Origin of the sequence: Actinomadura hibisca NBRC 15177 (genome assembly GCF_001552635.1) — a bacterium.
Taxonomy (GTDB): domain Bacteria; phylum Actinomycetota; class Actinomycetes; order Streptosporangiales; family Streptosporangiaceae; genus Spirillospora; species Spirillospora hibisca.
This window is the reverse complement of record NZ_BCRO01000018.1, coordinates 149,545-162,455: the sequence shown is the minus strand read 5'-3', so window position 1 is coordinate 162,455 and position 12,911 is coordinate 149,545. Positions and strand designations below refer to the sequence as shown.

The following is a 12,911-nucleotide window of genomic DNA, read 5'->3' as shown; positions in this document are numbered from 1 at the left end:
AAGGTCCGGCCCGGTTGATCGACTATCCGCGCCGCGGCGGGCCGACCGTGCTCCGCATCCTGCTCGGCTCGCAGTTGCGCCGGTTGCGCGAGGCCAGCGGGATCTCCACCGAGCAGGCGGGGTACGAGATCCGGGGCTCGCACTCGAAGATCAGCCGCATGGAGCTGGGCCGCGTCGGCTTCAAGGAGCGCGACGTCGCCGACCTGCTCACGTTGTACGGGGTGCACGACGCCGCCGAGCGCGCGCCGCTGCTGGAGCTCGCCCGCGAGGCCAACACGCCCGGCTGGTGGCACCGGTACGGCGACGTGCTGCCCGCCTGGTTCGAGACCTACCTCGGCCTGGAGGAGGCCGCCTCGCTGCTGCGCTGCTACGAGGTGCAGTTCGTGCCGGGGCTGCTGCAGACCGAGGACTACGCCCGCGCGGTCGTGCGGCTGGGCCACCCCGACGCCACCGACGAGGAGGTCGAGCGGCGGGTGCGGGTGCGCACCACCCGGCATGAGCGGTTCACCGCGCCGGGCGCCCCGACGCTGTGGGCGGTGCTGGACGAGGGCGTGCTGCGCCGCCCGCTCGGCGGCCGCGAGGTGATGCGCGGCCAGATCGAGCACCTGATCGAGATGGCCGAGCTGCCCAACGTGACGTTGCAGGTGGTGCCGTTCGGCGCCGGGGGCCAGGCCGCCGCCGGGGGCCCGTTCACCATCCTGCGCTTCGCCGAGCCGGGCCTGTCGGACGTGGTCTACCTGGAGCAGCTCACCAGCGCGCTCTACCTGGACAAGCCCACCGACATCGACACCTACATGCGCACGATGAACAACCTGTGCATCACCGCCGCGCGCCCCGACCTCACGGTGCGCCTCCTGCGGGAGATCCTCCAGGAGGGCTGAGCACCCGCTCGGAGCGGCTGCGGCTGCCCCCGCGGAACTCGGCGACGACCGCGCCGTCCGCCGCGCGCCGCACCGTCACGTCGCACACGCCGTTGCGCCCGTAGCGGGTGCGTTCGGCCGCCGTCGCCTCCAGCACGTCGCCCTCGTGCGCGGGCGCCACGAACACCACGTCGGCGGCGGCCGCCACCGTCACCGCGTCGTGGGTGTTGCACGCGTAGGCGAACGCGGTGTCGGCCAGCAGGAACACGTAGCCGCCGTGCGCGATGCCGAACCCGTTGACCATCGTGCCGGTGACGGCCATGCGGGCCGTCGCGCGGCCCGGCGCGACGCCGGTGATCTCGATGCCGAGGTGGTGCGCCGCGTGGTCGCGCCCGTACATCGTCTCGGCGCACCGCCGCGCCGCCTCCGCCGCTTCGTCCATGCGCCCAGGGTATTGATCCCCGGCCCGCGGGGAAGATCCTGTTCGCACACCGACCACGGAGAAGGGGCCAGGCCATGTTGTTCGGGCAGGAGCACGTCCAGCGCTACCAGGAGACCGACGGCGCCGAGGGGCACGACTGGAACGGCACCACCGTCCTGCTGCTCACCACCACGGGGCGGCGCAGCGGCAAGCCGTACACCACGCCGCTGATCTACCAGGAGGACGGCGACGACCACGTCATCGTCGCCTCCAAGGGCGGCGACGACAACGACCCGCACTGGTACCTGAACCTCAAGGACGACCCGGAGGTCCAGGTGCAGGTGCGCGGCGACAAGTTCACCGCCCGCGCCCGGACCGCGTCGGCGGAGGAGAAGCCCGCGCTCTGGGAGAAGATGGTCGCGACCTGGCCGCAGTACGACGAGTACCAGCAGAAGACCGACCGTGACATTCCGGTCGTCGTCCTGGAACGGGTCTGACGCCGGGCGGTTCACTTTCGCGGAAAGGGCCGGGACGTGTAGCGTCGTGCGGGAACATTCGTTCGACCGCTGTCCGTCCGAGGCCCCGAGGTGCTGAGGTGCCGACGTCCCAGAGCACGTGCGACACCGCCCCGCCGCCCCGGCTGCCGCGGCGCTGGGGGATCGACGACGCGGGCACGCCCGAACCGGTCCCGGCGGGTCCCGGCCGCCGCTCCTGGCGGATCGACTCCGCGTCGGGCCCGTTCCTGCTGGTGGAGTACGCCGAGCCCGACCGCCGCGCCCTGCTGTTCCAGCACCGGCTGACCGCCGCGCTCGACGGGGCGGGCCTGCCGGTGCTGGCCCCGGTCCCGGCGCGCGGCGACCGCACGCTGGTCACCTCCGGCGGCCGCGGATACGTGCTGTACCCGTGGGTGTCGGGGCGGCGGCGCGGCGGGCTGGAGCTGACCTACGGCCAGTGCGAGTCGCTGGGCGGCCTGCTCGGGCGGCTGCACGCCGAGCTCGACGCGCGGACGCCGCCGGTGCAGCAGAGCATCCTGGTGCCGACGCCGCGCGCCGCCGACGCGGTCACCGAGATCGACGCGCTGCTGGAGGCGGTGCCCGCCGACGGCACCGACTTCGCCGCGCTCACCGAGCGCCGGTTGCGCGAGCGCCGCGCGCTGCTGGTCGAGTACGCCGACTTCCGGCCGCCGGAGCTGGAGGTCAGCACGGTCGCCCACCTGCACGGCGCGTTCCGCCCCGAGCACCTGCGCTACGGCGGGTCGGGCAACGTCACCGCCGTGCTGGGCTGGGACGCGCTGACCACCGGCCCGGTCGCCGGGGAACTGGTGCGGGCCGCGGCGCTGCTGTTCGCCTGCGAGGACGAGCGCGGCCTCGACCTGGAACGGGTCCAGGCGTTCGTGCGCGGCCACCGCACTGAGTTCCCGTTGGACGCCGGGCAGATCCAGGCGGCGGTGCACCGCGAGTGGTGGGAGCGGTTGTGCGACGTCGCGCCGCTGCGCCACCGCTACCTGGGCGACGGGAGCGGCGAGGCCGACGCCGGGACGGGCGGTCGCGGCGCGGCGAACGCGGCGGCGCTGGTGGTCTGGTGGTCGGCCGACCTCGACCGCACGCTGGAGGCGTTCCCCGCGCCCTACAGCGCCGAGCCCGAGGAGAGCCCGGCCTACGGCTGAGCGATCTTGACCGACCGTTACAGATAGGGCTACGGTCGGGGCATGGCGCGCACCCGCGAGTTCGACACCGAGGCGGTGGTGGACGCGGCGATGGAGGTCTTCTGGAGCCGCGGCTACGAGGCGACCTCGATCCAGCACCTGGTGGAGGCCACCGGCATCGGGCGCGGCTCGTTGTACGCGGCGTTCGGCAGCAAGGACGGCCTGTACGAGGCGGCCCTCGCCCGCTACGCCGCCGCCTCGACCGCGCGGATGGCCGACCGCCTCGACCGCGACGAGCCGGTCCGCACCGTGCTGCGCGACCTGCTGCTGTCGCTGGTGGACGACACCGCCACCGATCCGGCGAAGCGCGGCTGCCTGATGACCAACACCGCCGTGGAGCGGCTGCCCCACGACCCGACGGCAGGCCGCATCGTCGGCGACGCCTTCGACCGGATCGCCGAATCGGTGACCGCCGCGCTGCGGCGCGCCCGCGCCCGGGGCGAGCTGCCGTCCGACGCCGACGTGACGGCCCTGGCCGACTTCGTCGTCACCACGATCCAGGGCCTGCGAGTACAGGGCAAGACGGGCGCCGACCGCCGCCGCCTGGCGTCGGTGGTGGACACCGCGCTGCACGCCCTGCCCGCTCCCGCCTGACCGCCCGATCAGCACACCCCAAATCTGTAACGTTCAGTCAAATTGGAAGGAACACGACGATGACCACCGTCGCACTGCTCGGCACCGGCATCATGGGGGCCGCCATGGCCCGCAACCTGCGCAAGGCGGGCCTTGGGGTCACGGTCTGGAACCGCACCCGGTCCCGCGCCGAGCCGCTGGCCCAGGACGGCATCGCGATCGCCGACTCCCCCGCCGAGGCCGTCGCGGGCGCAGACGTCGTCATCACGATGCTGAACGACGGCGACACCGTGCTCGCCACGATGAACGACGCCGCGCCCGCCCTCCGGGACGGCCAGATCTGGGCGCAGATGAGCACGGTCGGTGTCGCGGCCGTCGAGCCGCTGGCCAAGCTCGCCGCCGAGCACGGCGTCACGTTCGTGGACGCGCCCGTCCAGGGCACCAGGCAGCCCGCCGAGCAGGGCCAGCTCGTCATCCTCGCGGCCGGGCCGGAGAGCGTGCGCGGCGCGCTGGAGCCGGTGTTCGGCGCGGTCGGCAAGAAGACCCTGTGGCTCGACTCCGACGGCGCGGGCGGCACGGCGTCCCGGCTGAAGCTCGCCGCCATCAGCTACGCCATCTCCCTGACCGGGATCATCGGCGAGGCGGTCGGGCTGGCCGAGGGCCTCGGCGTGGACCCGGCGCTGTTCGGCGAGGTCGTCACCGGCGGCCCCATGGACAGCGGCTACTTCCAGGCCAAGCTGAAGGCGATCACCGCCGGTGACTACGCGCCGAGCTTCACGGTGGCCAACGCCGCCAAGGACACCCGCCTGATCGCCGAGGCGGCCGAGGCGGCGGGCGTGCGCGTGGACCTCGCCGAGGCCGCGCACCAGCGGCTGCGGCGCGCCGAGGAGCAGGGGCACGGCGGCGAGGACATGGCGGCGGGCTACTTCGCCAGCTTCCCCGGTCAGCCCGCGTAACCGGTCAGTCCGCGTAGCTGGGACGCCCGCCGGGGACGGGGACCTCGTCCCCGCCCACCAGGTGCCCGGCCGACCCCAGGAGCACCTGGAAGAGGTCCGGCCCCTGCGGGCGCAGCTCGATCACCGAGCCGTTGGGCGTGCGGAACACGTCCATGAAGCGCCGGAACGCCCGCATGTCGTCCGGCCCCGGCTCGGTGATCCCGGTCGCCAGCGTCCATGCCACGGCCCGCATGAACAGGCCGTGGGTGAAGACCGCGACCGATCCCCGCTCCATCACGACCGTCAGGCGGGCCAGCAGATCCCGGGCCCGGTCGATCAGGTTCTGGAACGACTCGCCGTCCTCGCCCGCGACGTGGTGCGGGTCGGACCGGTCCCAGTACGCCTCGGCGTAGGGGCGACGCTGCGCGTTGGTCGTGCCCGGCCCGTGCAGTTGCCCCAGGTAGGTGAACTCCTGGACCGGCCATTCCTCGTAGGGGACCTCCGGGAACCGCCGCCGCGCCGGGAGCGCGGTCTCCCTGGCCCGCACGAAGTCCGAGGAGACGATCAGGGCGGGCGGTCCGCCGAAGGCCGCCGCCACGCCCGCCGCCTCGGCGCGACCCCGTTCGGTGAGCGGCGCCGCGCCGGGGCCATGGGTGGGCAGGCCGGCGTTGGACTCGCTCTGGCCGTGCCGGATCAGCCAGGCCCGCGCCCCCGTCATTTCGATCACCCGTTCAGGCTGGCATGAGCGGACGCGCCCGTCGAACGCCGCGAATCGGACACGCCCGCCGGACGGCTCCACCCGACCGCCCCCGCACGTGTGGCCGCCCACCCAGCGGGCGAGGATGGAGAGTGGGGAAAACGATCCTGAGGGGGCTCCCATGGAGGTACTGAGCAGCCGCATCCTGCTCCGACCGGCCGATCTCGACCGCAGCCGCCGCTTCTACCGCGACGTCCTGGGCCTGCCCGTCTACCGCGAGTTCGGGCCGCCCGACGACCCGGGCATGGTCTTCTTCCTCGGCTCGGGCTTCCTGGAGGTCTCCGGCCACGGCGCGGGCACGACCGGCTCCTCCCCCATGATCTGGCTCCAGGTCCGCGACGTGCGGGCCGAGCACGAGCGGCTGGCCGCCGCCGGGGTCACGATCGACCGCGAGCCGCGCGCGGAACCGTGGGGGCTGGTGGAGATGTGGATCGCCGACCCCGAGAACGTCAAGATCGTTATCGTGGAGATCCCCGCCGACCACCCGCTGCGCCGCGACCGGCGCACCTGACCCCGGCGCTCCCGACCCGGCACGGAAGGCCCCGATGACCGCCCCCTACTGGAACCACAACACCCACTACCACCCGGTCGTGCTCGGCGCGATGCCGCGCGGCTGCCGGGAGGCCCTGGACGTCGGGTGCGGGGACGGCCTGCTGGTGCGACGGCTGGCGCTGCGCGCCGCGCACGTCACCGGCATCGACCGCTCGCCCGAGATGGTCGAGCAGGCGCGCGCGGCGAACCGCGACCTCGGCAACGTGGACTTCGTGGTGGCCGACTTCCTCTCCTACGACCTTCCGCCCGAGAGCCTCGACTTCGTCTGCTGCGTCGCGACCCTCCACCACATGGACTTCGCCGACGCCCTCACCGCCATGCGCGACGGGCTGCGCCCCGGCGGCGGCCTCGCGGTGGTCGGCCTGGCCAACAACGCCGGTCTCCGCGACCTGATGCGCAGCGCCACCGGACTGCCCGCCCACCACGCGCACCGCCTCCGCAACCGCGCCATCGCAGGTCAGCCCGCCCATCCCGTCGCCAACCCCGACATGACGTGGGCCGAGGTGCGCGCGGAGGCGCTGCGCCTGCTGCCGGGGGCGCGGTTCCGCCGGCACACCCTCTGGCGTTACTCCCTCATCTGGCGCAAACCGCGTTGAAACTGGAAAACCCTGGAACTGTCTGGAACCTGCGCTACGCTCGCCGCCATGTCCACGCCCGACGCACCGTCCCCCGACGCCCCAGGCGCGGCGTCGCCGGACGTGCTTGAGGCGCGCATCACCGAACTGCGGGCCGCGGTCCGGCGCGCGATGGCCGCCGGAGACCGGCAGGCCGCGCGCGTCCACCGGGCCGAGCTGCGCGCCGCCGAGCAGGCGTGGGACGACGCCGTCCTCGGCGACGGCCCCGCCGCTCCTGACACCGCCCCGGACGCCGATCACGACGAACCATCCGCGTCCGTCCGCGCACCAAACCGCCCGTCCGCCGCACCGCGCGGGCTCGTCCCGGTGCGCGAGCAGGTCCACCAGGCCCTCACGCTGATCGGCGCGCCCGCCGCGCCCAAGCTCATCGGCTCGGTGTACGCCACGTTCTTCCCCGGCCAGATCCCCGGGACCCGGCTGACCAGCCTGCGCCGCGACGAGGAACGTTCGTTCCGCACCGCGCCCTACGCGCGCCCCTACTACCTGGGCGCCGCGCTCACCGCCGACCTGCTCGCGCCCGCGCGCGGCCTGCTCACCGTGAGCACCTGGCCGCTGGAGCGCCGCATCGTCGGGCCGCTCAGCGCCCGCACCGACTTCCTGGCCGCCGCCGTCCGCGTCGCCGAGCACGCGGCACGCAGGGAGCAGGCCCCGGACGTGCAGCGGCTGCTGTGGCGTTTCGCGGCCAACATTCCCGGTGCGGCGGCCGGTGCGGTCGGTACAGTCGAGCCGCGGGCCCTCATCGAGGCCGCCCAGGCGGAACTGGACGTGCACGAAGAGACCGACCGGCGGCAGCGCAGGCGGGCCGCCGGACGCGCCCGCGCCCAGCTCGACGACGCCGGACGCCTGTTCGGCGCCCGGCTGCGGGCGATGCGCAGCGCCGCGAGCACCACCGACGGAGACCACCGATGACCGACACCGCGCCGGCCCTGGACCTGGACCGGCTGCGCGGGGCCACGCCGCCGCGCAACCACGACGCCCGCACCATCGCGGCGCTGACCGCCAACCCCGGCTGCGCCCGCCGCGGCGTGATGGACGCCGCGGGGGTGGACAAGGACGCGGTCTCGCGCACGCTGGGCTTCCCCGCGCCGTTCGGCCAGTCGCAGTTCGCGATCACGCGCGGCAACGTGTTCGAGGCGCAGGTCAAGGCCGACGGCTGCGCCGAGCTGCTGACGCTGCTGCGCGACCGGCTCGGCCTCGCGGTGCCCGAGGTGTCCTACGACGACCTGGAGGTCGTCGCGGGCAACGAGGGCCGGGAGTTGCGACACGCCCGCACCCGGCGGCTGCTGCGGCGCGCGCTGGACAGCGGCGAGGGCACGCTGTACGACCACCCGCTGCTGCGGCTGGAGATCGCCGGGCAGGTCGCCTACCTGGAGCCCGACGTCATCGCCTTCCAGATCGAGGGCCGCTTCCACATCGTGGAGATCAAGTCGTTCGCGGTGATCGACGGGCAGGCCGAGCCCTCGCAGGTCGCCGCGGCCGCGCGGCAGGCGGCGGTGTACGTGCTGGCGCTGCGCCGCCTGGTCGCCGAGCTGGGGCACCCCGCCGAGCGCGTGTCGCACGAGGTGATCCTGGTGTGCCCGGAGAACTTCTCCAACCGGCCCACCGTCACGCCCGTGGACGTGCGCCCGCAGCTCGCGGTGCTGGAACGGCAGCTCGCGCGGCTGACGCGCGTCGACCGCATCGTCGCCGAACTGCCCGAGGACCTGTCGTTCGACCTGGCGGGCGCGCTCGACGAGGCCGTGCGGGCGGTGGAGGCCCGGTACGCGCCCGAGTGCATGTCGAGCTGCGAGATGGCCTTCTTCTGCCGCGACGAGGCGCGGGCCTGCGGCGCGACCGGCGCGCTCGGCCGCTCGGTGCGCGACGACCTCGGCGGCGTCGACTCGATCGGCACCGCGCTGGCGCTGGCCGACGGGACGCTGGAACCGGCCGCCGACCTCGCCGAGACCGCCGCCCAGCTCCGCACCGCCGCCCGGCTGCGCGCGGAAGCACTCCAGAGCGCGGGCCAGGGCACGGCACCGGACGGCGCGGGGCTCGGCAGCGTCGCATGAGCGTGCTGACCTCGCTGGCGCAACTGGAGGCGGCCGCCGCCGGGATCGCCCAGCCGCTGGCCACCGTCCGGCACTGCCACCTGGCCGACCACCCGCTGGTGATGGTGCCGCTGAAGCTGGCGGGCGAGGCCGCCGCGCCGCTGGCGGTGATGATCGGATCCGACCCCGCCGCCCCGGCGCTGCTGGCGGTCCCGCAGCCGCGCAACCGCGACCTCCGGTTCGCGTTCGCCGCCGAGCTGGCCCAAGTCGTGCTCAAGCACATCGAGACCCACCACGGCGCGGTGGAGGACCTGCCGCCCGCCAAGGACGGCACCGAGCGCATCCGCTACACCGACGCGCCGCAATTGCTGGTGCCCAACCGCGGCGGCGTCGGCTTTCTGCGGATGCTGGGCCGGTCCACGCGGTTCCGCCGCACCGACGGCCCGTACGCGGTGGAGCCGTCGGTGCCGGTGCTCGGCCGCTGGCTGACCTGGTACACCGACCGGCACGACCATCCGGGGTCGGCGCTGCTGATGACGATGACCGAGGCGCTGCGGCTGCACTGGGCGACCGGGCAGAGCTCGCTGGAGGACGGCAACCTCGCGGCGCTGCTGGGCTGGATCGCGCCGCCCGGCGGCATGGACGGCCCGGCCGCCGCCGCGCGCGCCGAGGACCCGGTGCTCAGCCCGCCCGCCGGGCCCGTCACCGACCCCGGTTTCGACAACGAGGTGCTGGCCCCCGCGATCGCCGCCTTCGACGCCTCCGGCCGCGACCCGCGCGCCGAGGAGCGCGTCCGGCGCGTGCTGGAGGGCCAGCTCGCGCCCACCTGGGAGCTGATGTGGCGCGCGGTGGAGGTGCTGCGCGCGCTGCCCGAGGGCGCGAGCGTCCCCGCCCGCTGGGAGCGCGACCGCGACTCGTTCACCTACTTCCACCAGACGTTCGGCGAGGCGTACCCGCAGGCCCGCCGTGACTCCCCCGTCCGCGCCGCCAAGCGGCTGCACGACATGGAGCGCGCGCAGGACGCCTACGACGCCCAGCGCGCCTTCGACGACCCGCTGGTCATGGCCGAGCACCGGCTGAACGGCCTGGCGTTCGGCGGCACGGTCACCGAGTGCGACCCGACGCGGCTGGATGAATCGGGCAAGCGCCCCAAGCTCCGCCCGCACCTGCGCGTCGGCACCGAGGACCCGGTGCGGCTCGACCCCGGCACCGAGGTGTGCAGCGCCGCCCGGCCCGGTCTCAAGGGACGGGTCGTGAGCGTGGACGGCGCGTCGGTCCTGCTGGAGCTGACCGGCGGCCTGGGCCGGAAGCTGACCCCCGAGCCGGGTTCGGTGCCCGGGGTCGGGGCGCGGGTCGTGTTCACCTCGCTGATCCCGGGGTCGTTCGGGCCGAGCCGGTTCCCCGACAAGGAGAACACGCCCTGGACGCACGGCGGCCCGCCCGCCGACTACGAGCCCACCGACGAGGACGCCGCGGAGGACTGGTCATGACCGCGCCCGACACCCTGTCCCCCGGCGCCGCCGCCGACGGCGTCGTCGCGGCCGTGCTCGCCGACCTGGACAGGGGGCACCGCGGCGTGATCGTCGACTCCCCGCCCGGCGCGGGCAAGTCGACCCTGGTGGTGCGGGCGACCGCGCACCTGGCCGACGCGGGCGAGCGCATGATGATCGTCGCGCAGACCAACGAGCAGGTCGACGACCTCATCGACCGCATCGCCGCCAAGCACCCGCACATCACCGTGGGCCGCCTGTCGGCGTCGTCCTACCTGCCCTCCGAGCGGGTGTCGTCGCGGCCGTCGGTCACCGTGGCGACCAAGGCCGACCAGCTCGCCCAGCACACCGTGGTGATCGCGACCGCCGCGAAGTGGGCGACGCTGGCCGAGGGCTCCTGGCCGTGGGCGATCGTGGACGAGGCGTACCAGATGCGCTCGGACATGTTGCTGCGCATCGCGGGCCGGTTCGAGCGGGCGCTGTTCGTGGGCGACCCCGGCCAGCTCGACCCGTTCTCCACCGTGGAGGTCGAGCGCTGGTCGGGCCTGTCGTGGGACCCGATGCGCAGCGCGGTGTCGGTGCTGCTGGCGCACAACCCCGACCTGCCGGTGCACCGGCTGCCGGTGTCGTGGCGGCTGCCCGCCTCGGCCGCGCCGGTGGTGTCGGAGGCGTTCTACCCGTTCACCGGCTTCCGGTCCGGCACCGGGCCGCGCGACCGGCGGCTGGAGTACGGCGCGCGCGGCATGGGCACCACCTACGACCGCGCGCTGGACGAGGCGGCCGCGTCGGGCTGGGCGCTGTACGAGCTGCCCGCCCGGCACACGCTGCGCACCGACGCCGAGGCCGTGCGCGCCGCCGCCGCGCTCGCGGTGCGGCTGCTGCAACGCGGCCCGACCGCGCACTCCGAGCTGGGCTCGCACGCCGTCGGCGCGGACCGCGTCGCGATCGGCGCGGCGCACCGCGACCAGGTCACCGCGATCCGCGCGGCGCTCGGCCCGCACGGCGAGGGCATCACGGTCGACACCGCCAACCGGTTGCAGGGCCGCGAGTACGACGTGACGGTGGTGCTGCACCCGCTGTCGGGCCGCCGCGACGCCACCGCATTCCACCTGGAGTCGGGCCGGTTGTGCGTGCTGACCTCGCGGCACCGGCACGCGTGCCTGGTGGTCGCGCGCGCCGGGATCCCCGAGCTGCTGGACGCCCATCCCTCGACCGAGCCGGTGCGCCTCGGCGTGCCGGTGAAGTTCCCCGACGGGTGGGAGGCCAACCAGGCGGTGCTGGCGCACCTGTCGAAGCACCGGGTGCGGGCCGACGCCTGACCGCCCGGCGCCCCGCCTCATCCGGCGGTGGCCGCCCAGCGGCCGTTGCCGCGGGTGATGGTGATCGGGTGGTCGAAGCAGGCGCTGACCAGCTCGGTGGTGAGCACCAGGTCGGCCGCGCCGGAGGCCAGCACCCTGCCGTCGCGCAGCAGCAGCGCGTGGCTGGTGCTGGTGGGCAGCTCCTCCAGGTGGTGGGTGACCAGCACGGTGGTCAGGTCAGGGCGCTGCCCGCGCAACTGGTCGAGGGCCGCCAGCAACCGCTCGCGGGCGGCCACGTCGAGGCCGGTGGCGGGCTCGTCGAGCAGCAGCAGCGGCGGGTCGGGCATCAGCGCGCGGGCGATCAGCGCCCGGCCGCGCTCGCCCTGCGACAGGTGCGGCCAGCGCGCGTCGGCGCGGGCGGTCAGGCCCAGCAGCGCGACCAGCTCGTCGGCGCGGCGCAGCTCGTGGTCGGCCGGCGTCCAGCGCGGGACCAGCTCGATGGTGCCGGTCGCGCCGGTCAGCACGATCTCGCGGACGGTGCGCGCCGACTCCAGCGGGTGCCGGGGGTTGACCTGGCCGATCCGCGTCCGCAACTCCTGCACGTTCACCCGGCCCATCCGGTGGCCGAGGATCTCGACGGTGCCGCGGGTGGGGTGGGCGTAGGCGCCGAGGAGGCTGAGCAGGGTGGACTTCCCCGCGCCGTTCGGGCCGATCAGGGCCCAGTGCTCGCCGGTGAGGACCGTCAGCGACACCTGGTCGAGGAGCGCGCGCCGTTCGCGTACCAGGTCCACCTTGTCGGCGTTGAGGACGACGTCGGACGGGACGGACGCGTGGGACACGGGGAGCCTCCTGTTCGGGTCAGCCGCACGCTACCGGACGCGGGATCGCCGGGGCGTTCGGGGCCGTCCCGCCGCGCTGACCGGGCAATATGTCCGTCCTGCCCATCTTTGTGACATCCCTGGCCGGGCCCGCACCCCCGCCTGGTACGACCCGGGCGTCCGGCCGGATACGGTGGGAGACCGGTGCCTCAATGATCAGGGGAGGGACATGGAGGACATCGACTTCGGCTTCATGTGCGCCCGCTGCGGTGGCGAGGTCCACGACGTGACGCACAACCGCGAGGGTGCGCTGGACGGCGTCGGCTACCGCCACAACCGGCGCGTCGAACCGTGGGACCACGATCTGGAGCTGGCGGTGGGCGAGCCCGTCCCCGGCGACCAGGCGTGCGACTTCTGCGGCACCGCCGGGCCGCGCTGGTTGTACTACCCGACGCTGGACCCCGAGGACACCGACATCTTCGAGGTCGAGCTGGACACCACCCAGCTGTCGGACGACGACACCGCGATGGCGGTGCTGAACATGCTCTACCCCTGGTTCGCCTGCGACACCTGCTCGGTGCTGGTGGCCGACCGCAACATCGACCTGCTGATCGCGCGGGCGCTGGAGCTGACGCCGGTCGCGGCCGACGGGCCGGTGGCGGAGGAGGTCGTGCGCGCCCGGCTGAAGGGGGCGCTGTCGGTGTTCTTCACCACCCGGCCCGGCCGCCCCCAGCCGTCCCGCGCCCTCTAGCCGACGCCGACCGGCCCGTCCCGCCGAGCACCCCGATCCACCCTGTTCCCTGCCGAACCGGCCCCATCGGACACGCGCGTCGGCGCACC

At 74.5% G+C, this 12,911-nt stretch carries 15 protein-coding genes; 12 read left to right on the top strand and 3 right to left on the bottom strand.

The genetic code is table 11. From position 1 onward, the window contains the following. Positions 1-14 precede the first annotated feature (14 nt). Positions 15-881, top strand: coding sequence for a Sco1979 family transcriptional regulator (locus AH6_RS08860; RefSeq protein WP_067476547.1), 867 nt, complete (start codon positions 15-17; stop codon positions 879-881). On the opposite strand, the gene paaI is transcribed toward AH6_RS08860, so the two are convergent. After that, the gene (gene paaI / locus AH6_RS08855; protein WP_067476544.1) at positions 841-1,302 is read right to left on the bottom strand and encodes a hydroxyphenylacetyl-CoA thioesterase PaaI; all 462 of its coding nucleotides are present in this window, start codon (positions 1,300-1,302) and stop codon (positions 841-843) included. The genes AH6_RS08860 and paaI overlap by 41 nt on opposite strands. A gap of 74 nt (positions 1,303-1,376) precedes the next feature. Here paaI and AH6_RS08850 point away from each other — a divergent pair, with 74 nt between their 5' ends. From AH6_RS08850 to AH6_RS08835, 4 genes are all read left to right on the top strand, one after another. After that, positions 1,377-1,778, top strand: coding sequence for a nitroreductase family deazaflavin-dependent oxidoreductase (locus AH6_RS08850; RefSeq protein ID WP_067476541.1), 402 nt, complete (start codon positions 1,377-1,379; stop codon positions 1,776-1,778). Between the two features lie 98 nt (positions 1,779-1,876). Continuing rightward, on the top strand, positions 1,877-2,947 hold the full coding sequence (locus AH6_RS08845) for a phosphotransferase enzyme family protein (protein ID WP_067476539.1): 1,071 nt from the start codon (positions 1,877-1,879) through the stop codon (positions 2,945-2,947). 42 nt (positions 2,948-2,989) lie between these two features. Then, complete coding sequence (locus AH6_RS08840) at positions 2,990-3,580, top strand: TetR/AcrR family transcriptional regulator (RefSeq protein ID WP_067476536.1); 591 nt, start codon at positions 2,990-2,992, stop codon at positions 3,578-3,580. After that, positions 3,577-4,515: an NAD(P)-dependent oxidoreductase gene (locus AH6_RS08835; protein WP_281180207.1), complete on the top strand. Its 939-nt coding sequence runs from the start codon at positions 3,577-3,579 to the stop codon at positions 4,513-4,515. The genes AH6_RS08840 and AH6_RS08835 overlap by 4 nt, the downstream gene beginning before the upstream one ends. Positions 4,516-4,519: 4 nt before the next feature. Here AH6_RS08835 and AH6_RS08830 read toward each other — a convergent pair whose 3' ends face one another. Next, positions 4,520-5,212 carry a histidine phosphatase family protein gene (locus AH6_RS08830; RefSeq protein ID WP_067476531.1) on the bottom strand — a complete coding sequence of 231 codons (693 nt, stop codon included), beginning with the start codon at positions 5,210-5,212 and terminating at the stop codon, positions 4,520-4,522. A 160-nt stretch (positions 5,213-5,372) separates the two neighbouring features. Here AH6_RS08830 and AH6_RS08825 point away from each other — a divergent pair, with 160 nt between their 5' ends. Genes AH6_RS08825 through AH6_RS08800 form a run of 6 tightly spaced genes read left to right on the top strand, consistent with a single transcriptional unit; the run spans position 5,373 to position 11,274 of the window. Further along, positions 5,373-5,762, top strand: coding sequence for a VOC family protein (locus AH6_RS08825; RefSeq protein WP_067476529.1), 390 nt, complete (start codon positions 5,373-5,375; stop codon positions 5,760-5,762). Positions 5,763-5,796: 34 nt separating this feature from the next. Further along, a complete protein-coding gene (locus AH6_RS08820) occupies positions 5,797-6,399 on the top strand; it encodes a class I SAM-dependent methyltransferase (RefSeq protein WP_067476527.1) in 603 nt (200 codons plus the stop codon). 48 nt (positions 6,400-6,447) lie between these two features. Beyond that, on the top strand, positions 6,448-7,347 hold the full coding sequence (locus AH6_RS08815) for a hypothetical protein (RefSeq protein WP_067476525.1): 900 nt from the start codon (positions 6,448-6,450) through the stop codon (positions 7,345-7,347). Next, positions 7,344-8,486 carry a hypothetical protein gene (locus AH6_RS08810; protein WP_067476522.1) on the top strand — a complete coding sequence of 381 codons (1,143 nt, stop codon included), beginning with the start codon at positions 7,344-7,346 and terminating at the stop codon, positions 8,484-8,486. The genes AH6_RS08815 and AH6_RS08810 overlap by 4 nt, the downstream gene beginning before the upstream one ends. Continuing rightward, positions 8,483-9,955, top strand: coding sequence for a hypothetical protein (locus AH6_RS08805; RefSeq protein ID WP_067476520.1), 1,473 nt, complete (start codon positions 8,483-8,485; stop codon positions 9,953-9,955). The genes AH6_RS08810 and AH6_RS08805 overlap by 4 nt, the downstream gene beginning before the upstream one ends. Then, positions 9,952-11,274, top strand: coding sequence for an AAA domain-containing protein (locus tag AH6_RS08800; RefSeq protein ID WP_067476518.1), 1,323 nt, complete (start codon positions 9,952-9,954; stop codon positions 11,272-11,274). Before AH6_RS08805 ends, AH6_RS08800 begins: the two co-directional genes overlap by 4 nt. Before the next feature lie 17 nt (positions 11,275-11,291). Here AH6_RS08800 and AH6_RS08795 read toward each other — a convergent pair whose 3' ends face one another. Next, entirely contained in the window at positions 11,292-12,092 is an 801-nt protein-coding gene (locus AH6_RS08795) for an ABC transporter ATP-binding protein (RefSeq protein ID WP_067476510.1), read from the bottom strand. A 208-nt stretch (positions 12,093-12,300) separates the two neighbouring features. On the opposite strand from AH6_RS08795, the gene AH6_RS08790 reads away from it, so the two are divergent. Then, a complete protein-coding gene (locus AH6_RS08790) occupies positions 12,301-12,822 on the top strand; it encodes a hypothetical protein (RefSeq protein WP_067476509.1) in 522 nt (173 codons plus the stop codon). The last annotated feature ends 89 nt before the right edge of the window (positions 12,823-12,911 follow it).

Excerpts from the sequence above, each read along its gene's own strand:
- AH6_RS08805 (WP_067476520.1), top strand. The coding sequence starts at position 8,483 with ATGAGCGTGCTGACCTCGCTGGCGCAACTGGAGGCGGCCGCCGCCGGG.
- AH6_RS08850 (WP_067476541.1), top strand. The coding sequence starts at position 1,377 with ATGTTGTTCGGGCAGGAGCACGTCCAGCGCTACCAGGAGACCGACGGC.
- AH6_RS08825 (WP_067476529.1), top strand. The coding sequence starts at position 5,373 with ATGGAGGTACTGAGCAGCCGCATCCTGCTCCGACCGGCCGATCTCGAC.
- AH6_RS08815 (WP_067476525.1), top strand. The coding sequence starts at position 6,448 with ATGTCCACGCCCGACGCACCGTCCCCCGACGCCCCAGGCGCGGCGTCG.
- paaI (WP_067476544.1), bottom strand. The coding sequence starts at position 1,302 with ATGGACGAAGCGGCGGAGGCGGCGCGGCGGTGCGCCGAGACGATGTAC.
- AH6_RS08790 (WP_067476509.1), top strand. The coding sequence starts at position 12,301 with ATGGAGGACATCGACTTCGGCTTCATGTGCGCCCGCTGCGGTGGCGAG.
- AH6_RS08830 (WP_067476531.1), bottom strand. The coding sequence starts at position 5,212 with ATGACGGGGGCGCGGGCCTGGCTGATCCGGCACGGCCAGAGCGAGTCC.
- AH6_RS08820 (WP_067476527.1), top strand. The coding sequence starts at position 5,797 with ATGACCGCCCCCTACTGGAACCACAACACCCACTACCACCCGGTCGTG.
- AH6_RS08840 (WP_067476536.1), top strand. The coding sequence starts at position 2,990 with ATGGCGCGCACCCGCGAGTTCGACACCGAGGCGGTGGTGGACGCGGCG.
- AH6_RS08800 (WP_067476518.1), top strand. The coding sequence starts at position 9,952 with ATGACCGCGCCCGACACCCTGTCCCCCGGCGCCGCCGCCGACGGCGTC.
- AH6_RS08810 (WP_067476522.1), top strand. The coding sequence starts at position 7,344 with ATGACCGACACCGCGCCGGCCCTGGACCTGGACCGGCTGCGCGGGGCC.